This window comes from Bradyrhizobium daqingense (assembly GCF_021044685.1).
GTDB lineage: Bacteria > Pseudomonadota > Alphaproteobacteria > Rhizobiales > Xanthobacteraceae > Bradyrhizobium > Bradyrhizobium daqingense.
In genome coordinates, this window is the sequence record NZ_CP088014.1 from 2,675,994 (window position 1) to 2,695,645 (window position 19,652).

14 protein-coding genes and 1 pseudogene are annotated in these 19,652 nt (G+C 63.6%); 11 read left to right on the forward strand and 4 right to left on the reverse strand.

Going from position 1 to position 19,652, the window contains the following annotated elements:
* Positions 1–5: 5 nt before the first annotated feature.
* Together LPJ38_RS12810 and LPJ38_RS12815 are read right to left on the reverse strand one after the other, a co-directional pair.
* Complete coding sequence (locus tag LPJ38_RS12810) at positions 6–2,909, reverse strand: ATP-binding protein (RefSeq protein ID WP_145641637.1); 2,904 nt, start codon at positions 2,907–2,909, stop codon at positions 6–8.
* Positions 2,910–3,113: 204 nt separating this feature from the next.
* On the reverse strand, positions 3,114–3,995 hold the full coding sequence (locus LPJ38_RS12815; RefSeq protein ID WP_145641635.1) for an SDR family NAD(P)-dependent oxidoreductase: 882 nt from the start codon (positions 3,993–3,995) through the stop codon (positions 3,114–3,116).
* A gap of 374 nt (positions 3,996–4,369) precedes the next feature.
* Here LPJ38_RS12815 and LPJ38_RS12820 point away from each other — a divergent pair, with 374 nt between their 5' ends.
* From LPJ38_RS12820 to cydB, 10 genes are all read left to right on the forward strand, one after another.
* The gene (locus LPJ38_RS12820) at positions 4,370–5,422 is read left to right on the forward strand and encodes a catalase family peroxidase (RefSeq protein ID WP_145641633.1); all 1,053 of its coding nucleotides are present in this window, start codon (positions 4,370–4,372) and stop codon (positions 5,420–5,422) included.
* Positions 5,419–6,006 (forward strand): cytochrome b, encoded by a 588-nt coding sequence (locus tag LPJ38_RS12825; RefSeq protein ID WP_145641630.1) that lies wholly within the window; start codon positions 5,419–5,421, stop codon positions 6,004–6,006. The genes LPJ38_RS12820 and LPJ38_RS12825 overlap by 4 nt, the downstream gene beginning before the upstream one ends.
* A 33-nt stretch (positions 6,007–6,039) precedes the next feature.
* Entirely contained in the window at positions 6,040–6,540 is a 501-nt protein-coding gene (locus tag LPJ38_RS12830; protein WP_167520749.1) for a Dps family protein, read from the forward strand.
* 139 nt (positions 6,541–6,679) lie between these two features.
* Positions 6,680–7,516, forward strand: coding sequence for a formate dehydrogenase accessory sulfurtransferase FdhD (gene fdhD / locus LPJ38_RS12835; RefSeq protein WP_145641626.1), 837 nt, complete (start codon positions 6,680–6,682; stop codon positions 7,514–7,516).
* Between the two features lie 23 nt (positions 7,517–7,539).
* Positions 7,540–8,202: a YoaK family protein gene (locus LPJ38_RS12840; protein WP_231088625.1), complete on the forward strand. Its 663-nt coding sequence runs from the start codon at positions 7,540–7,542 to the stop codon at positions 8,200–8,202.
* 179 nt (positions 8,203–8,381) lie between these two features.
* Entirely contained in the window at positions 8,382–9,818 is a 1,437-nt protein-coding gene (gene fumC, locus LPJ38_RS12845) for a class II fumarate hydratase (protein WP_145641621.1), read from the forward strand.
* A 13-nt stretch (positions 9,819–9,831) separates the two neighbouring features.
* On the forward strand, positions 9,832–10,236 hold the full coding sequence (locus LPJ38_RS12850; RefSeq protein WP_145641619.1) for a cupin domain-containing protein: 405 nt from the start codon (positions 9,832–9,834) through the stop codon (positions 10,234–10,236).
* Positions 10,237–10,277: 41 nt separating this feature from the next.
* A complete protein-coding gene (gene mqo, locus LPJ38_RS12855) occupies positions 10,278–11,816 on the forward strand; it encodes a malate dehydrogenase (quinone) (RefSeq protein WP_145641617.1) in 1,539 nt (512 codons plus the stop codon).
* 15 nt (positions 11,817–11,831) lie between these two features.
* Positions 11,832–13,247 carry a cytochrome ubiquinol oxidase subunit I gene (locus LPJ38_RS12860; protein ID WP_145641615.1) on the forward strand — a complete coding sequence of 472 codons (1,416 nt, stop codon included), beginning with the start codon at positions 11,832–11,834 and terminating at the stop codon, positions 13,245–13,247.
* Positions 13,248–13,249: 2 nt separating this feature from the next.
* Positions 13,250–14,236 carry a cytochrome d ubiquinol oxidase subunit II gene (gene cydB / locus LPJ38_RS12865; RefSeq protein WP_145641613.1) on the forward strand — a complete coding sequence of 329 codons (987 nt, stop codon included), beginning with the start codon at positions 13,250–13,252 and terminating at the stop codon, positions 14,234–14,236.
* A 109-nt stretch (positions 14,237–14,345) separates the two neighbouring features.
* Here the strand turns inward: cydB and LPJ38_RS12870 are convergent.
* A pseudogene (locus tag LPJ38_RS12870) lies at positions 14,346–15,592 on the reverse strand (oxalate decarboxylase family bicupin).
* A 232-nt stretch (positions 15,593–15,824) separates the two neighbouring features.
* On the opposite strand from LPJ38_RS12870, the gene LPJ38_RS12875 reads away from it, so the two are divergent.
* Positions 15,825–18,122: an FdhF/YdeP family oxidoreductase gene (locus LPJ38_RS12875; protein WP_145641611.1), complete on the forward strand. Its 2,298-nt coding sequence runs from the start codon at positions 15,825–15,827 to the stop codon at positions 18,120–18,122.
* 32 nt (positions 18,123–18,154) lie between these two features.
* On the opposite strand, the gene LPJ38_RS12880 is transcribed toward LPJ38_RS12875, so the two are convergent.
* The gene (locus tag LPJ38_RS12880; protein WP_231088626.1) at positions 18,155–19,555 is read right to left on the reverse strand and encodes a sensor histidine kinase; all 1,401 of its coding nucleotides are present in this window, start codon (positions 19,553–19,555) and stop codon (positions 18,155–18,157) included.
* Between the last annotated feature and the right edge of the window lie 97 nt (positions 19,556–19,652).

The window sequence follows — 19,652 nt, forward strand, 5'->3', positions numbered from 1 at the left end:
CGTCCTCACCAAGAGCCCGCAAGCCTGTCCGATCGGGAGAAGCGCAGCTCAGTGAGCAGATCCGAGGCTGTCTTGAGACTGCGCGTGCCAAATCCCTCGGTGAAACGGCCATACACGGGTGCAAGAAGTTCTTCTGCGTCTCGGTAGCGGCCTTGGCGCTGTCGTAGCCGCGCAAGCATGGTTGCCGTGCGCAGTTCGTAACCGAGCGCGCCTTGTTGGCGCGCCAATTCGAGCGATTGCGCGAGGTTCTGCTCCGCCTGCAACATGTCGGGCGTGGCCTTGCGGATCAGCGCCTCCGCCTTCACCCGCAGCATGTCGGGCATCTCCATCAGGAAGCCGCAACGCCCTGCCTGGGCAATGGCCTGGTTGATCGTGTCCAGCGCGGCCCCGCCTTGATTTGCCGCTACCAGGGCCGCAGCAAGCGGCACGCTCAACCCTGCGACCGCACCGAAACGGCGGTTCTGTAGCTTCTCGACCGAGCCCTTCAGCATCGCGAGACCCGGACCGGTCGTCCCGCGCGTCAGCAGCGCAATTCCTTTCATGGCTTCCGCGACGATCTCGAGCGTGGCGAGCTTGTGCGTACGGCTCTCGGCCAGAAGCCTGTCGATGGAATCTTCGTAACTTTCCAGCTCCTCATTCCAATAGAACACGTCGAACGCCCAGACCAGCGCCCGGCAAAGCATGGTGGGGTGGTCCATGGTGAGCGCGTCGGAAACAGCCTTTCGCGCGATTTCCACGGCTCGGTCGGGATATCCCTGGAGCCATAGAATACGGCCCAAAGTGATTGGTGCGCGGCCGGGATAGTCGAGCGTCGGCTCGCCACCGACGTCCTTCGTCGCGCCGAAACGCGACATCGCGGCCTCGATGTACGCACGGGAGGCGGCAAGTTCGCCGAGATAGTGACAGGAGATGCCAAGCGCCAAGTGCATGCGGGAAAGGGCCCCGGGATCGCCGCTCTCCAGTGCGATGCTCTCGCCTCTTCTGGCCGTCTTCAAGGCGTCGTGGAATTTCCCGGTGAGCAGTTGGAGCAGATGTAGCCGATCGATCAGCCGGACCTGCCCGGAGAGGTCGCCGATCTTCTCTGCCAGCGCAAGCGCGCGGTTGAGGCAGGTCATGGCCAGATCGTCGAATTGCCCGGTGAGTGTCCGGGCCGTTCCGAGTGCGGCGTAGAGTGCAAGGCTGCGCCTCGCGCTTTCGGCGGTTTCATCGAGGGCCTCGATGGCGCGCGCGGCCCAATGCTCGCATTCGGTCAGGAGCGACAGTTTGAAGAACAGGGGAATAGCTGCGGCCGTGAGCGCTATCCCGATGCCACGGTCGCCCCGATCCGAGAAGCACCATGCCAGAGCGCTTCGTACGTTACCGAACTGATCGGTTGCGGCCGGGAAGCCGTCTCTCGCCGCGCCATCCGTGTTCTCGAGCAGCGCGAGAAAGTAGGCGGCATGGCGCCGCGCCATCTCATCGGCGTCGTTTTGGGCGGCGAGCCTCTCCTGGCCGTAGACCCGGGTGGCGTCCAGGAGCCGATAACGGGTCAATTGCGGGTCGACACTCGACGCAAGCATCGACTTGGCGACGAGGCTGTCGATGATGGCCAGGATGGCGTCATCGTCCTTTGCGGTCGCGACGATCGCCTGCGCGGCGTCCAAGCTGAAGCTTCCGACGAACACGGACAGCCGGTCGAGAACCTCGCGCTCCGCTTCGGAAAGGAGATTGTAGCTCCATTCGATGGTTGCACGCAGCGTGCGGTGACGAGGCAGGGCGGTCCGCCGCCCCTCCCAGAGCAGATTGAAGTGCTCGTCGAGGAGCCGGACCATGGCGCCGGCGCCATATGCGCCGACATGGCCGGCGGTGAGCTCGATTGCAAGCGGAATGCCGTCGAGCCGGCGACAGAGGTTGCCGACATCCCAAGCGTTCGCATCCGTCAGCGCGAACTCGCTCCCTCCGGACGTCGCACGCTCGACGAAGAGTTCGATTGCGGGATAGGCGAGCGCGCTTGCAGCGGTCAGACTGGCCTTCTCCGGAGGACTTGCCAGTGGCAGAAGGCGGTGGGCATGTTCGCCCTCGACGCGCAACAGCTCCCGGCTGGTGGCGAGGATGTGCAACTCTGGCGCCTCCTGGAAGAGTTGCTCAGCCAGCGCAGCCGCCGCGTCGATGACATGCTCGCAGCAATCCAGAATGAGCAGCATGTGCCTCCCGCGCAGGAGACTTGCAAGTCCTGCCGAGGGATCGTTCGATCGGGCCGGCAACCCGAACGAAGCTGCGGTGACGGCAGGCACGAGGACAGCATCGCAATTCTCGCCCAGGCTGACGAAGTGGACCTGACCTGCAAACTCGGCGAGCAGGGCGTAGCCGACCGAAACGGCCGCCGTCGTCTTGCCGATGCCACCTGGCCCGACCACGGTGACGAAACGCTGAGCTCTCAATCGTTCGGATATCTCTCGGATGGTTTGCTCGCGTCCCACCATGTGCCGGGGATGCGCCGGCAGGTTGTGGGCATAAGGAAGACCGGACGGCTCCGGCTGTGTCTCGTCGGGCTTAGAGATCGACCCGACGAAGCAATAGCCCTGCCCGGAGACGGTGCTCAGATAGCGGTCGCCGGCATGACCGTCTCCGAGCGCCTTGCGAAGCGCTGCGATGTGAACACGCAGGCTGTTCTCGTCGACACTGGAGTGGGGCCACGCTCTGGCCATCAGATCGCTCTTGCTGACGACCGTTCCTGCATGCCGGATCAGCGTGAGCAGGATGTCGAAGGCCCGAGCCGACAGCTGAACCTGCTCGCCATTCCTTGCGATTCGCCGCTGCTCGGCGTCGAGGCGAAAGGGGCCGAAGACGAAAGTCTCCCGAGCAGCCTCCTCTTGGACAGAGGAGCCGGCAGTGGCCGTGCCATTTTTGCTTTGCCAGCGGGAGGCCATTCTAGGAATTTCAACCCGACAAACGACTCGCATTCCAGAACTTGGGAGCCCACCAGGACTTATGGACGTCGTGGCAGGCTCGAAATTAACATCGGGGTCATATCGGGGTAAAGAATGGCCATACGGCGGATGTCACGTTCTTCTCGGGAGCTTTCGCACTTTCAGCCATTGATGCGGCGATATGTCACTCAACGGCGTACGGTTCTAGCCGATAATCGCCGGCGAGAGCACGTCCTCCAGTCCGACCCGGCGCAGCAATTCAGCGCGCGCGCGGTCGGCGACGGCGTCGACGGCCGCCGCGCCATCGTCATCGGGCCCGATATGAACCCTCAACGGCCGCTGCCCGAACGGCATGTTCACGACGTCGGCGATGGCTTTCGCGACGTCTTGTGGAGCACGGTCCCTCGGGGAGGGTTGCGCCAGTCCTGCGAGCGCTGTCTCGGTCACATCGGCGGTCGGTCCATCGGCGTATTCCTCGGCGCGAACGGTGTCCGTCGGCCGGCCGGAGCGAACGTAGTGGCCCGGTCCGAGAGCGCTGGGGACGACGATGCTCGTCTCGATCCCCCATCGCGCGAGTTCGCCGGCATAACCGATTGCGAGCGCATCCATGGCGGCTTTCGACGACGCATAGGCGCCGAGGAAGGGCACTGATCCGCCGCGTGCGCAGCTCGACGTGACCCATATCAGCAGGCCCTGGCCCTGTTTGCGCAACTGCGGCAATGCCGCCCGATTGAGGCGCTGCGCGCTCAGCACGTTGATATCGAAGAGCTCGGCGAGTTGCTCCGCCGTAAAGGCTTCCGTCGGCCCGTAGAGCACCTGTCTCGCATTGTGTACGATCACGTCGAGGCGATCGTGTTCGGCGATGATGGCTTCGATGGCCGCGTCCACGGAGGCTTCCGAGGAGACATCGAACTCGATGGTACGAAGCTCAGCGGCCCTTGCGCCGGCCTTGCCGAGGCCATGTGCGCCTTGGTTGCCCGCTTCCCGCATCGAGACGTAGACTGTGTGCCCCGCCTGCGCCAGTTCCTCGCAGCAGCTTCGTCCGATGTTGTTTGCGGCTCCCGTGACGACGATCACTTTGTTCATTGCATCCTCAATCCTATTCCAGCCTTCGCGAAGATGGCCGCGCCGCTGCGACGTGACCGTCGTCAGACGAGCGTTGCGACCGTTGCGCGAAGAACATCCGACTTAGGGCGAGGCGCACGACCGGTCTTTCGAGCGTTACAGGCAATTTTCACAAAGCACGAAATATTTCCAGAACGCCCGAACGAGGGCGCAGGCCGCCAGTTCACCCGCGCAAGCAGGAAGAGCCGAGTAGAACGAGGCGTGCCTTCGCGAAATTGGCGTTGAGTTTAAGAAGATCGGAGCCCCAGCGGCCCGCTAGAACACCTTCTGGTTACTCGACAATGCGGCCGTGCCGCTCTGATCGCCGGGCGATTTGCGGCTCGCAAGGAGACTGAATGAATCTACCAGGCAAACTACCGCGGTCTAGCCTCGGGTCGCTCGTATTGATTGCGACGATCATGGGCGGTGGGGCAGCTGCGTTCGCGTACACTGCAGGATGGCTCTCGCCTGGTCGCCTAACGCCGGAACGGATGATTGAGGCGCTGACGCCGCCGGGCGGACCGCCGCTCGGATACCGGCGAAACCACGCCAAGGGAATCTGCTTCACCGGCACATTCGAGGCCAATGGAAACGGCGTGGAGCTCTCCCGGGCAAGGGTCTTCGCAAGGGGGCAATACGCGGCTCTGGGCCGCTTCAATCTCGGCACCCCCAATCCGAACGCGGTGGATGCGACCGTGCGGGTGCGCGGCCTCGGTCTTCAGATCACGGCAAATGGCGAAGTCTGGCGGATGGCGATGATCAATCCGCCGTTCTTTGCTGTCTCCACGCCCCAGGCCTTCCACGATCTGCTGATCGCGTCCGGCAAGAAGGATCCGGACGCGATGAAGGCGTTCATTCAGGCAAATCCGGAGTTCGGCCATTTTGCGGCTTGGGCCAAGACGGCGCCATGGACCGGCAGCTATGCGGAAGAACCTTATCATGGTCTCAATAGCTTCATTTTCACGGACGCGAAGGGTGGCGATCACGCCGTGCGTTGGTCGCTTCTGCCGGCGGCAAGACCCGTTCCGATTTCGCAGGCCGACCTCGAAAAGCGCGGCCCGGATTATCTCGAGCCGGAGATCGCGGAGCGTGTTCGGACAACCGGTCCGCTGCGATGGACCATGGTCACGACCGTCGCCGATCCCGGTGATCCGACTGCAGACCCGAGCAAAGCCTGGCCGGAAACCCGCCGCAAGGTGGAGGTCGGAACGCTGATCGTGCAACGGATCGAACCGGAGCGAGATGGACCATGCCGCGACATCAACTTCGATCCGACCGTCCTGCCCGAGGGAATCCGGGTGTCCGACGATCCGTTCCCGGCCGCGCGCTCATCGGTCTATCGCAAATCCTATGATTTGCGTGCTGCCGAGGCCAAGAACTATCCGCGCACCGGAGCCGCAAAGCCATGACTGACGTTCCTCACCGTTTCACGCTGGCCCAGCGGCTCCTGCACTGGCTGATGGCGGTCTGCATCCTCGCCATGCTTTTCATTGGTGCAGGGATGGTCTCGACCGTTGCACCAAAATATCTGCCGCTGATCCTCATCCACAAGACGCTCGGCGTCACCTTGCTGGCTCTCGTTCTGATCAGGCTGGCGCTGCGGCTGTATTACGGCGCACCATCATTGCCGGACGATCTTCCGAGAGCCATGAAGTTGGGTGCAAGATCGTCGCATCTTCTGCTGTATGGGTTCATGATCATCATGCCGTTGCTCGGCCTCGGCATGCTCTGGGCAGCGTCCTACCCGGTCGTTCTCTATGGCGGCGTCGAAATCCCTGCGCTGCTGCCGCAGAGCGACCGCGGGCACACGCTGCTCTGGAACGCCCATGTCTATCTGGGCTTCGCATTCTTCGCTCTCGTGCTGCTGCATCTGGCGGCGGGGCTGTTTCACGCGTTGGTTCGGCGCGACGGCGTGTTCGCAACGATATCGCTTGTGCGCGTACGGGACAGAACCACGGCCGGCGAACGATCCCTCGGGCCTCGCCGCGACTAAGAATTTTTCAACCTCCAAGCAAGGATGCCGACCATGACCAAAGCCGACCTTCAGACACCGACCGATCTCGGCACGAATGCGAACCGGGACGTTCCAGCCGCGTTGAGAGCGCTGCTCGCCGACGTCTTCGCTCTCTACCTGAAGACCAAGAACTTCCACTGGCACGTCTCCGGCCGCCACTTCCGCGACTACCACCTGATGCTCGACGAGCAGGCCGAGCAGATCTTCGCGATGACCGACGAGATCGCTGAACGCGCCCGCAAGATCGGCGGCACCACCCTGCGCTCAATCGGGCACATCGCCCGCGAGCAACGCATTCTCGACAATGACGCCGACTATGTCGATCCGCAGGACATGCTTGCTGAGCTGCGCAGCGACAACCAACAGCTGACGCGGGAGATGCGCCGGGTTCACGAGCTCTGCGATGAATACGGCGATGTCGCCACCGCAAGCCTCCTGGAAAACTGGATCGACGAGACCGAGCGGCGCATCTGGTTCCTGTACGAGACCGGCCGTATCGGTCCGAGTTCGTAAGCGCAAGATATGCCGTTCGGCCGGGAAACGGGTGGAGGATGAGCAGCGTCTCGGAGCCTCGGCCAGATGCCGGCATAAAGTTCGAGCGTCTGCTGCTTCAGTTCGTCACGACCAAGGCTATTTCGCAACGGTGTGAGCCATGATGGCGGGTTCGACTGCTAAGCGGTATCGGGAGATCGCCTGGCGCAACGGTGAGACGCGGTCGAGCTCGCGCCTGGTCGCGGAAGAGACCGCGATTGCGCTCACCTATAACGGATCGACCCATGCGGTAATGATGGGCACCCCGGGCGATCTCGAGGATTTCGGTATCGGCTTCAGCCTCACCGAAGCTATCGTCGAACGCGCGAGCGAGATCAGGAGCATCGAGCTGGTTCCGAACGATCTGGGTGTTGAGGTCCGGATGTGGCTCGATGGCGACCGCGCGGCGTCCCTGGCGGCGCGGCGCCGCGCCATCAGCGGGCCCGTCGGATGCGGGCTGTGCGGCATCGAGAGCCTCGAACAGGCGTGCCGTGCACCGTCGCAAGTCGCGGGCCCGAGTGTCGCCTTTCACGCGCGGGACTTGCTTGGCGCCATGCAGGCGTTGTCTCCGCTCCAGGTCCTGAACCGGCAGACGCGTTCCGTCCATGCGGCCGCCTTCTGGCATCCCCGCTCCGGCATCGGCTTGGTGCGGGAGGATGTCGGCCGGCACAATGCGCTCGACAAGCTCGCCGGTGCGATGGCCCGCGAGGGACGATCGGCGGGCGATGGCGCCGTGCTGCTGACCAGCCGCGTATCGGTCGAGATGGTACAGAAGGCGGCGATGATCGGCGCGCCGGTCCTCGTGGCCGTGTCCGCTCCGACCGCGCTCGCCATCCGGACCGCGGAGGAGGCGGGCATCACGCTGCTCGCGATCGCCCGCGATGACGGATACGGCGTATTCACGCATGTGCGTCGCGTTCTGCTGCCCGAAGAGGCCGCACAGCGCGCCTTCGCCTGAACCTGCGGCTGGATGACATGGCGATGCACGCCGTATCTCCAGCGCCCGCCGCCGAGACGAAGACTGGCGTCGATGCGCCGGAGCGATCGTTGCTCGTCGCCTTCCTCCTGACCCTGTCGGGGGGCTTTCTCGACGCCTTTACCTGGCTCTCGCTCGGCGGCGTATTTGCAAGTTCGCAGACCGGCAATGTCGCCTTCCTCGGCATCGACGCCATGTCGGGACAGTGGCGGCAGGCGGTCCACCATCTCCTTCCGATCGTCGCGTTTCTGCTCGGCGCTTCGCTGGCGATTCGCATCCGGGCGCCGCTACGCTGCCTCGTCGGAGAGATCGTCTGCCTTACGGTTGCGATGCTGCTGCTCCATCGAATCCCGGAGATGGCCACCATCCCAGCGATCTCTTTCGGCGTCGCGCTGCGGTCGGCCAGTTTCAGGCAGGTCGAGCGCTGGCAAATTCTCACCGTCACCGTCACGGGCGACATGCTCCGTGCCATCGACCAGTCCGTTGCAACGTCCAATCGTGACGCCGCGCGCGGCACGTGGATCATGTTTCTGCTCTGTCTGATGTTTTTGATGGGAGCGGCCCTCGGCTGTTGCGCAGCGAAGTGGATGGGCGCGTGGAGCCTCGTGCTGCCGATCACATCGTCGATGAGCGTGCTCTGGCTGTGCCGCCGGCCACGCCGAAGCTGAACCGTTCCTGTCTAGGACATCGACATGCAATGCGGGGTCGAGCGCTGAACGCTGGAAGCGTTCACCATGCCATTCGACAAAAGGACGTTCGTTCGCGGAAGCAGGTGAACGGCACGGTCCGTAGGCTCTTGGGCAGAGCTGGAAGGCAATTTCAACGTCAATTGCAACGAGAGGCAAGGATGAACGACCTCCGCAAAGAGACAGACAGCCTTGGTGAAGTCGAGGTGCCGGCGGACAGGCTCTGGGGCGCACAGACGCAGCGCTCGCTCGAACATTTCAGCATCGGCAAGGATCTGATGCCGCGCGAAATGATCCAGTCCTATGCGATCCTGAAGAAAGCGGCGGCGAATGCCAATTGCGCCGGCGGCCGTCTCGACGGCAAGCTCCACAAGCTGATCGTCCACGTCTGCGATGAGATTCTCGCCGGCCAGCATCACGACATGTTTCCGCTTCACGTCTGGATGACGGGCAGCGGCACGCAATTCAACATGAACGTGAACGAGGTGATCTCGAACCGCTGTTGCCAGCTTGCCGGCACGCCGCTCGGGAGCAAGCGTCCCGTTCATCCGAACGATCACGTCAACATGTCGCAATCGTCGAACGACAGCTTTCCGTCGGCGATGTACATCGCGGCCGCGATGAACGTGACCCAGCGCCTCGTGCCCGCCGTCGCGGCGTTGCATGACGCGATCGCGGTGAAGTCGAGCCAGTGGGGTGATATCGTGAAGATCGGCCGGACCCACATGCAGGATGCGACGCCGCTGACGTTGGGACAGGAATGGTCCGGTTATGCCGGCATGCTCGCTGACGATCTGGCGCGCATCGACGACGCGCTCAAGGGCGTACTCCGCCTCGCGCTCGGCGGTACGGCGGTCGGCACCGGAATCAATTCGGCACCGGGCTTCGCCGAAGCCGCTGCTGCCGAGATCGCGCGGCTGACAGAGCTGCCATTCATCAGCGCGCCCAACAAGTTCGCCGTGCAGGGCGCACATGATGCGCTGGTGCAACTCTCCGGCACGCTTCGTACACTCGCCGGATCGCTCTACAAGATCGCCAACGACATCCGCCTGATGTCCTGCGGTCCGCGTGCGGGTTTTGCCGAGCTGCTGATACCGGAGAACGAGCCCGGCTCGTCGATCATGCCGGGTAAGGTCAATCCAACGCAGGCCGAAGCGCTGACGATGATCGCCGTGCAGGTGATGGCGAACGACGTTGCCGTCGGGTTCGGCGGTGCCTGCGGTTATCTCGAGATGAACGTCTACAAGCCGCTGATCATCCACAACATCGCGCAGTCCGTCACCATCCTCACCGACGGCTGTACGAATTTCCGCAAGTTCCTGGTCGAAGGCACGGAGCCGAATTGCAAGAAGATCAAGGAGTATGTCGAGCGGTCGCTGATGCTCGTGACCGCGCTGGCTCCGGTGATCGGCTACGACAAGGCGTCGAGGATCGCGCATTTCGCCATGGACCAAGATCTCACGCTGAAGTCGGCGGCGCTCAAGCTCGGTTTCGTGACCGAGCCGGAGTTCGACCGCATCGTGGATCCCACCAAGATGGTCACACCCTATGTGGCCGAGATCGAGGCGCCACACGCAATCGGCGCAAAGGCCGGCTGAAAGGAGAGAAACGATGATCCGTTGTGTACGTCTATGGACCGGAGAGGACGGCAATTCACATTTCGAGGAAGGCGTCATCGAGCTCGCGCCCGGCCAGCGCGGCGATTTTCTCACCGGCAAGATCGATGCGACCAGCGTGTCCTTCCAGGAGACCGAATCGGGCGGCGCGTTTTCCTGGCACACCGCGCCGATCCGCCAATTGGTGATCACGCTGAGCGGAACGCTCGATTTCCAGACGCGCGACGGACATCACTTCCTGATCCATCCCGGCAACATCCTGCTCGCCGAGGACACTGCGGGATCGGGGCACAGCTGGAAACTGACGGACGATTCGTCCTGGCGCCGCGCCTATGTGGTGCTGCGACCGGGAGCCGAGGTGCCGTTCCGCGCCAAGGCGCGGCAATCGGCGCGGGCCTGATCCGGCAATCCGAACAACAACATCCAACGAAGAGAAACGCCATGCAAGTGACTTCCGACCACGAAACCGACGTCGTGCTCATCGGTGCAGGCATTATGAGCTCCACACTCGGCGTCCTGCTCAAGGAGCTGGAGCCGTCGCTCACGATCCAGATGCTCGAGATGCTGGACGATTGCGCGCTGGAAAGCTCGGACTCCTGGAACAATGCGGGCACCGGGCACGCCGCAAATTGCGAGATGAACTACACGCCGCAACGCCCCGACGGCTCCGTCGACATCTCCAAGGCGCTGGAGGTCAATGTCGAGTTCGACCTGTCCCGGCAGTTCTGGTCCTACCTGATCGAGAAGGGCGCGATCGCCGATCCGCGGGCCTTCATCCATCCGGTGCCGCATATGAGCTTCGTGCATGGCGCAGAGAATGTCGCATTCCTGCGGAAGCGGTTCGCGGCGATGTCCTCCCATCATTGCTATGAGGGCATGGAGCATACCGAGGACCCCCGGCAGATCGCCGAATGGGCGCCGCTGGTGATGGACGGCCGCAGCGGCGATGAGCCGGTTGCCGCAACGCGCATCATTTCCGGTACCGACGTCGACTACGGCGCGCTGACTCATCTGCTGGTTGGTCACCTCGTCAGCCAGCCCGGCTGCGCCGTGCACTACAAGAGCTGCGTCACCAATCTCGTGCGCGAGCAGGGTGGCCGCTGGCGGATCGAGGTGCGCGACATCGAAAGCGGAGAGACGCGCTCGGTCCTCGCGAAGTTCGTCTTCATCGGCGCCGGCGGCGGTGCGCTGCCACTGCTGGAGAAATCAGGCATCCCGGAGGGACGCGGCTATGGCGGCTTTCCCGTCAGCGGGATCTGGCTGCGTTGCGACGACCCCGCGATCAACGAGCGCCACCACGCCAAGGTCTACGGCAAGGCCGCGGTCGGCTCGCCGCCGATGTCGGTGCCGCATCTGGACACGCGCGTGATCGGCGGCCGGCGCTCGCTGCTGTTCGGGCCCTATGCGGGTTTCTCGAGCAAGTTCCTCAAGCACGGCTCGCTGCTGGACCTGTTCGAATCCATCCGTCCCGCCAACGTCGAGCCGTTGCTCTCGGTGGCGCGCGACAATTTCGATCTCACCGAATATCTGGTCGGGCAGGTGTTGCAGTCCGAGAATCACCGTCTTGCGGCGCTCGATGAATATTTCCCGAAGGCCGATCCGAAGGATTGGCGGTTGCAGGTCGCAGGCCAGCGCGTCCAGATCATAAAGCCCGACGTCAAGCGGGGCGGACTGCTCGAATTCGGCACCGAGCTCGTCGGTGCCGAGGATCACTCGCTGGTGGCCCTGCTTGGGGCATCGCCGGGCGCCTCCACCGCGGCGTTCATCGCCATCAGCGTGCTGGAGAAGTGCTTCGCCGGAGAGCTGACCGCAAGCGCCTGGTTGCCGAAGCTGAAGAAGATCGTCCCGTCCTATGGCGCGTCGCTGATCGATGATGCGGAGTTCTGCCGCCAGATCCGCTCGGCCACAGCGGCAGTGCTCGAGATCGCCGACATCCAGCATCCGGCCGAGCGCACGCCGCTGGCCGTGAAACGAGCCTGAGACAGGGGGACTCCGATGGACCCGACGGCGCTTCTCCTGTCGCGGCTGCAATTTGCCTTCACCATCTCGTTTCACATCATCTTCCCGGCTTTCACCATCGGGCTTGCCGCATGGCTCACGGTGCTGGAGGCGATGCACCTCCATAGCGGCAAGCCGGTCTACCGGACCCTGTTCGAGTTCTGGCTCAAGATCTTCGGCGTCGCCTTCGGCATGGGCGTGGTGTCGGGCGTCGTGATGGGCTTCCAGTTCGGGACGAACTGGAGCGTGCTCTCGAAGATGTCCGGGCCGATCCAGGGACCGCTTCTGGCCTACGAGACGTTCACGGCCTTCATGCTGGAGGCGAGCTTCTTCGGCATCCTCATTTTCGGGCGGACCAGGGTGCCGCCCTGGTTCTACCTGTTCTCGACCGCCATGGTAGCGCTTGGCACCACGCTGTCGGCGTTCTGGATCATGGTCAACAACAGCTGGATGCAGGTGCCGACCGGCTACGTCATGCAAAATGGGCAGTTCGTGCCCGACGATTGGATGCAGATCATCTTCAACAGGGTGGTCTGGGTCAGGTTTCCGCACATGCTGCTCGCATCATACCTGACGGGTGCGTTCTGCGTCGCGGCGACGGGAGCGTGGTACTTGTTGCGGCGGACCTATCGCGCCGAGGCGCATGTGATGCTGCGCATGGGTCTTGCGCTCGCGGCGGTGCTGCTTCCCGTGCAGCTCTTCATCGGGCATCTCGTCGGCGACTACGTCCACGATTATCAGCCGGCCAAGTTTGCCGCGATCGAGGCCCGCTGGCACGACGAGCAGCCTGCTTCGGAGGTGCTGATTGCGATCCCCGACTCCAGCACCGAGTCGAACAAATATGCGATCTCGATTCCAGTGCTCGGGAGCATCATCGGCAGCATGAGCCTGAGCTCGAAGGAGGTCGGCCTGACCAGCTTTCCGCCGCAGGACCGGCCGCCGGTGGCAATCCCGTTCTTCGCCTTCCGTATTATGGTCGGTTGCGGCCTCCTGATGTTAGGTGTTGCTTGGCTTGGCACCTGGCTCAGCTTCAAGCATCGCCTCGAGCGAAACCGCCTGCTGCTCTGGGGCATTTTCCTGAGCTTTCCGCTGCCCTGGATCGCGATCCTCACCGGCTGGTACACCGCGGAAGTGGGGCGCCAGCCGTGGACGGTCTACGGAGTGCTGCGCACCGCAGACGCGGTGACGCCGTTCCTGACGGCGGCCGCGGCGACGACGTCGCTGATCATGTTCGTCGCGGTCTACGCCTTCATCTTCTCGTTCGGGACCTACTACATCTACCGGCTGTTGCGCGCCGGTCCGGCGGGGCTCGACGATAAGGTCGTGCATGCGCCCGCCATGCCCAACCGGCCGATGTCGCTTGCTGACCGGCCGCTGCTTCCGGGCGGCAACTGCGCTCAGGCTGGAGAATGACCATGGTGACGTTCTGGGTTGCTCTGCTGGCTATCAGCATCCTGATCTACCTTCTGCTCGACGGCTTCGATCTCGGCGTCGGAATATTGTTTCTGCTGCCGAACAGCGAAGCACGCCGGCAGGCCATGCTGGGCGCGATCGCGCCGTTCTGGGATGGCAACGAGACCTGGCTCGTAGTGACGGGTGTAGTTCTGTGGGGTGCGTTTCCGGTCGTGTATGCGACGGTGCTCTCGGCTTTCTACATCCCCGTCATCTTCATGCTGCTGGGGCTGATCCTGCGCGGGGTTGCGTTCGAATTCCGCGCCAAGTCGCAGCGCTCACGCTGGATCTGGGATCTCGGCTTCGGCGGCGGCTCGCTGGTCGCGACCTTCATGCAAGGCGTGATGGTCGGCGCGCTCGTGCAGGGGCTGCCGATCATCGACGGCCAGTACGCCGGCGGCGTATTCGGCTGGTTGAGCGGGTTCTCGGTGCTATGCGGCATCGGCCTGTGCCTCGGCTATGCGCTGCTTGGGGCCTGCTGGCTGGTGCGCAAGCGCGACGGCGCGGTTCGCGACCTGGCGCGGAGCCAGATTCCGGTCTTGGCGACCGGCGTTCTGCTGTTCCTGATCCTCGTCTTCGCTCACGCGCTGTTGCAGCACCTGCCGATCCTGCACCGCTGGATCGAGCGGCCTTATCTGTTCGTCTTTCCGGCGATCGGTGCGGGGGCTGCCTGCATGCTCGCCTCCAGCATTCTGCGGCACGATGATTATTGGCCATTCCACATGGTCTCGCTGATCTTCTTGTCGGCGTTCGGGACGCTGGCGCTCTCGTTCTGGCCCTACATGGTTCCCTTCGCCATCACCGTCGACGAAGCCGCTGCACCTCATGCCAGCCTCGCCTTCATGTTCTGGGGAGCGGGCCTCGTCGTCTTCCCGCTGATGCTGATCTACGTCGCGATCGGCTTCCGCGTCTTCAAGGGCAAGTTCGATTCGGAATCGGTCCGCTATTGACCGTCAGAAGCAGGACAACGTGCAAAGCCGCCATTGCGGCGGCTTGATCCGAGCGACAGGCATCTTCCAACAGGCAAAGAAAAAGGCGCCGGTTCCGGCGCCTTTTCATTCAGGTCTTTGGCATGACGCCCGGACTGGTGTCCGGCCATTGCGCGATCAGCTTCTCGTCGATGTTGAGGTGCTGGGCGACCAGCCTCGGCGGCGTATGCGCCAGCCAGTTGGAGAGCGAGACTTCCTCGTAGCGCGGGGCGCGGAAGACACCGACGAACTGCACGTCGGTATCGCCGACGTTCTCGACGTAGTGACCGAGGTTGCGCGGGACGTAGCCGATATCGCCCGCGGAGAAATCCGTCGTGCGTGCGTTGGGTCCGGTATCGAACACCGTCATCCGCGCCTGGCCCGAGATGTAGTATTGCCATTCGTCCGCGTTCGGATGCCAGTGCATCTCCCGGACCGCGCCCGGAGGCATCGTCACCAGCGCCGCCGCAACCGTGGTTGCCACCTTGAAGTTGCTGCTGTCGGCGATCCGGATGCTTCCCGCTGCGCTCTCCTTGAGCGGAGCCGAGCTGCCCAGCGAGTAGACGAAGGGGTAGGGCGGTGCTTCGGCGTGTCTGCGACGGCGGCACGATCTGCTGCGAGATCGCCGGGGACCGTGCCCTGGAAGATCCAGAGATTGTGCAGCGGAATCTTGCCGAAGGTTTCGGCCGGCACGCCGAAGTTCTTGCTCAGCACCTCCGGCGGCGTGTGGGCGAGCCAGTCCGTCACCAGCAGCGTATTGAACTCGTTGGCGTGGCCATCGTCGAAGCAGATCACGAACTCGCAGCCGTCGGGACCAAGCCCTTGCAGGGAGTGGGGCGCGCCGGGCGGGAAGTACCAGAGGTCGCCGGCCTTGAGATCGGCCACATACGGCCGCCCCTGGACGTCGAGCACGGTGATGCGGCAGCCGCCGTAGGTCATGATTGCCCATTCGGCTGCCTGATGCCAATGCAGCTCGCGGATGCCTCCGGCGGACAGCCGCATGTTGACGCCGGAGATCTCCTTCGAGATCGCGAAGTCGACGACCGTGACCTGGCGGGCCCAGCCGCCGTTCTGGATGCGCCTGGGTGCGTTGTTGAACGAGGCCCAGTTCATCGGCAGGCCGCCGACATCGGTCGCCGGCGGCGTCTGCGCCGAGGGGAATTGCTTCGCAAGAGCCGGATTTTGCGGTCCGGGATCGCTCAGGCTGCTGGCGTTCTTGGTATTGATCGCACCTTGCGGCGGCTCGTCCGGATTGCCGAAGGTCGCGCCTTGCGCACCCGAGCTGACCATTGCAGCACCCGCGGCCGACATGGCCAGCAATTCTCGTCGTGAAAACATGTTGGTCGCTCCTCAATGCATGTTGAGCCTCCAGCGAGACTCCAGCGTCGCAGCCTAGTTTCACCCTGCCCGCCCAGCTTCCGCGAACGACGATGTTTTTTCCGGAATGCACTATCGGCCTCGGCGGGACCAAAGCTGTGCAATCGCGAAATTCGAAGTCCGATTTGAAAAGACGCCAGGGAGGCTACGATCCTTAACTGCGAGGGGAACGTCACATTCAGAGATATCGTCGATGACCAGGAAATCGGTTCGTCCCTATCATGAGCCTGCCGGAGGCTGGGGGGCGCTTAAGGCGCTCAGCGAAGCTCTGCTGGTGCAGCGGGTGCCGGTGAAGGGCGCGGCGACACTGAGCCGCATGAACCAGCCGCAGGGTTTTGATTGTCCAGGCTGCGCCTGGCCCGATCCGAAGCATACCTCGTCATTCGAGTTCTGCGAGAACGGCGGCAAGGCGATCGCCTGGGAGACGACATCCAAGCGATGCACGCCCGAGTTCTTCGCCGAGCATACCGTCACCGAGCTGTCGACCTGGAGCGACTACGATCTCGAAATGGTCGGACGGCTCACCCATCCCATGGCCTATGATGCCGCATCCGACCGCTACGTTCCGGTCACGTGGAGCGATGCGTTCGACATGATCGGCCGCGAGCTGAAGGCGCTGCCGGATCCGAACATGGCGGATTTCTATACGTCCGGACGGACCTCGAACGAGGCCGCCTTCCTCTACCAGCTGTTCGTTCGTGAATACGGCACCAACAACTTTCCCGACTGCTCCAACATGTGCCACGAGGCGACCAGCGTCGGCCTGCCGCAATCGCTCGGCGTCGGCAAGGGCACGGTTTTGCTGGAGGATTTCGACAAGGCCGATTGCATCTTCATCTTCGGCCAGAACCCGGGCACCAACAGCCCGCGGATGATGACGAGCCTGCGCAATGCCTCGCGCCGCGGCGCCTCGATCATCTCCTTCAATCCGTTCCGCGAACGGGCGCTCGAGCGTTTCCAGGCGCCGCAGAGCCCCGTCGAGATGATCACGCTGACGTCGACGAAGATCAGCTCGAAGTTATTCCAGGTGCGTGTCGGCGGTGACGTCGCCGTCCTCAAGGGCATCATGAAGATCCTGGTCGAGGCCGACGAAGCGGCTCGCGGCGCCGACCAGCCGGAGACCCTGGACTGGGACTTCATTCGTGGGCACACCACAGGCATCGAAGCGCTGATCGATGACCTCAAGCGGACGCAATGGCCCGACATCGAACGCCAGTCCGGCCTGACGCGCGAAGACATGGACTACGCCGCCAACGCCTATATGAAGTCGGAGCGCGCCATTCTCGTCTATGGCATGGGCATCACCCAGCATCAGCGCGGCGCGCACAACGTGCAGCAGATCGCCAATCTCGCACTTCTGCGCGGCAATCTCGGGCGTGAGGGCGCCGGCGTCTGTCCGGTTCGCGGTCATTCCAACGTGCAGGGCGATCGCACCGTGGGGATCACGGAAGTCCCCAAGGCGGATTTTCTCGAGCGGCTCGAACGCCACTTCGGCTTCAAGCCGCCGTCAGAGCCGGGACACAACGTCGTGACGGCCCTGGAGGCCATGATCCGCGGCGAGGTGAAGGTCTTTTTCGCCATGGGCGGCAATTTTGCCGCCGCCATTCCGGACTGGCAGGCGACGCAGGCCGCACTGCGCAAGCTCGACCTGACTGTCCATGTCTCCACCAAGCTGAACCGCAGCCATCTGATTCACGGCCGGGCCGCGCTGATCCTGCCCTGTCTCGGCCGCACCGAGATCGATGTCCAGGCGACGGGACCGCAGTCCATCTCGGTGGAAGATTCCATGTCCATGGTTCACGCTTCGGGCGGCCGCAACACGCCGGCGTCGGAGCATCTGCTCAGCGAGGTCGCGATCGTTGCCGGGGTCGCCAAGGCGACGCTCGGCGACCGCACCGTGGTGGACTGGGATGGGTTCGTTGCCGATTACGACCGCATTCGCGATGCCATCGAGGCGGTGTTCCCCATCTTCCAGGGCTACAACGCGCGGATCCGCGTTCCCGGCGGCTTCCATCTCACCTCGACGGCGAGGGAGCGGATCTGGATGACGCCATCGGGCAAGGCCAATTTCCTGGTGTTCGAGGGCTGCGGCGAGGATCCAGAGCAATGCGATCCCGATTTCCTGTGGCTCAGCACGATCCGCAGCCACGACCAGTACAACACGACGCTCTATTCGATGTCCGATCGCTATCGCGGCGTCTTCGGGCAGCGCGACGTGGTGTTCCTCAACGAATATGAGATGAAGAAGCGCGGCTTTGCCGAGGGCGACCGCGTGGACCTCATCACGGAATCGACCGATGGCGTCGAGCGCATCGTGCGCAACTTCCGGGTCGTCGGCCATTCGTTTCCGGCCGGCTGTTGTGCGGCCTATTATCCCGAGACCAATCCGCTGGTGCCGCTCTATGCCCACGATCCCATGAGCTTCACACCGTCGTTCAAGGGTGTCCCGATCCGCCTAGTGCGCTCGAGCGGCGCTGTGCCCGAGCAATAGGCCGGACGGCGTCGATCCGCCTTTGCTTCCGATCAGCCCGGATGCGTCGAGCCGGAGATCGGCAGCGTGAACCAGAACCGTGCGCCGCCCTCGGCACCTTTGCCCTCGGCATTGATCCGGCCGCCATGTGCTTCGACGATGGAGCGGCAGATCGGCAGGCCCATGCCCATGCCACTCTCCTTGGTCGTGAAGAAGCTGTCGAAGAGACGGCCTACATGCTCGGTGTCGATGCCCGGGCCGTTGTCCTCCACGGAGCAGCATATTGTGCCCGAATCGGGAGAAGTGGTGGTGATGACGATCCGGCAGCTCTCCGTGCCGGCCTGGATCATGGCCTGCATGGCGTTGATCGCCAAATTGACGATCACCTGCTGAAGCTGCGTGCGGTCGCCCAGCACAAGCGGCGTTGCCGGACCGGGGCGGTGCTGGATTGCGACGTCGTGAGACTCCAGCTCATGCCGGAGGAACAGCATGGCCTCCCGAACGACGCCGTCGAGCGAGAGCGGGATCCGCTCCGGCGCCTTTCGCGTCGCCATCCCGTGAACGCGCGCCACGATGCTCGCGGCGCGTCTGGCATCCGTGGCCGTGTTCTCGATCACCTTGCGCAACTCGGCCAGATCGGGATTGGGCCTGTTCAGCCAGCGCAGGCCGGCCGCGGCATTGGTCGTGATGGCAGCCAGCGGCTGGTTGACCTCGTGGGCGATCGAGGCGGTGAGCTCGCCGAGCATCGAGATCCGCGCAGCATGCGCGAACTCCGCCTGTACCTGCCGGAGTCTCTCCTGGGCGCGAACGCGCTGGGAAATGTCGATCGTGCCGACCAGGCTCAGTTCGAGATCATTGACGGGACCGACGCGCGCCGTCGTGAAGAGGACATCGAGGACGCGGTCGTCCCAGGTGACCATCCTGGTCTCCTCCTCGAAGTTCGTCTCGCCGCGAAAGCGGGATTCCATGGCCCGCCGGAACGTATCCGGCCGCTCCCGCCAGGTGTCGGCCATGGAGCGTCCGGCGTAATCGCCGCCGAACATCTGGATCGCCCGCTCGTTGGCCTCCTGAAATGAGAGTGCCTCCATGCAGATCTTGAGGAAATCGGGATGGGCGTCGAAATAGCTGCCGAGATCCTCGACCCCTTCGGCGCGCAACTTCCGGAACAGCACCACAAGCTTGGTGGCATCGAGCTGCCGGAGCGCGATCGGCATGCGGCTGAACAGCTGGCGATAACGTTGCTCGCTCCGCTCCAGTTCGGCGATCGCTTTGTTCCGGGCGGCGATGTCCATGACCGCCGTGACGAGCGTCAGCGTCGCAGCGAGAAAAGCAGCGACGGCGATCACCGTGAAATCGTATTCGAGCAGCAAGCAGGCGAGCGTCAACAGGCTCAAGGCGACGCTGCCCCAGGCCCACAGGAGAACGCGATTCTGCCCGGTTTGGGTCGGCAGCACGCGGTGCCACCATCGCCGGAGCTGTATGCGGTGGGGGCCATCCAGGCGTTCGGACGTCATGCGCGGACGTCTACCGCAGTGCGGAAGAGCCGTCTTT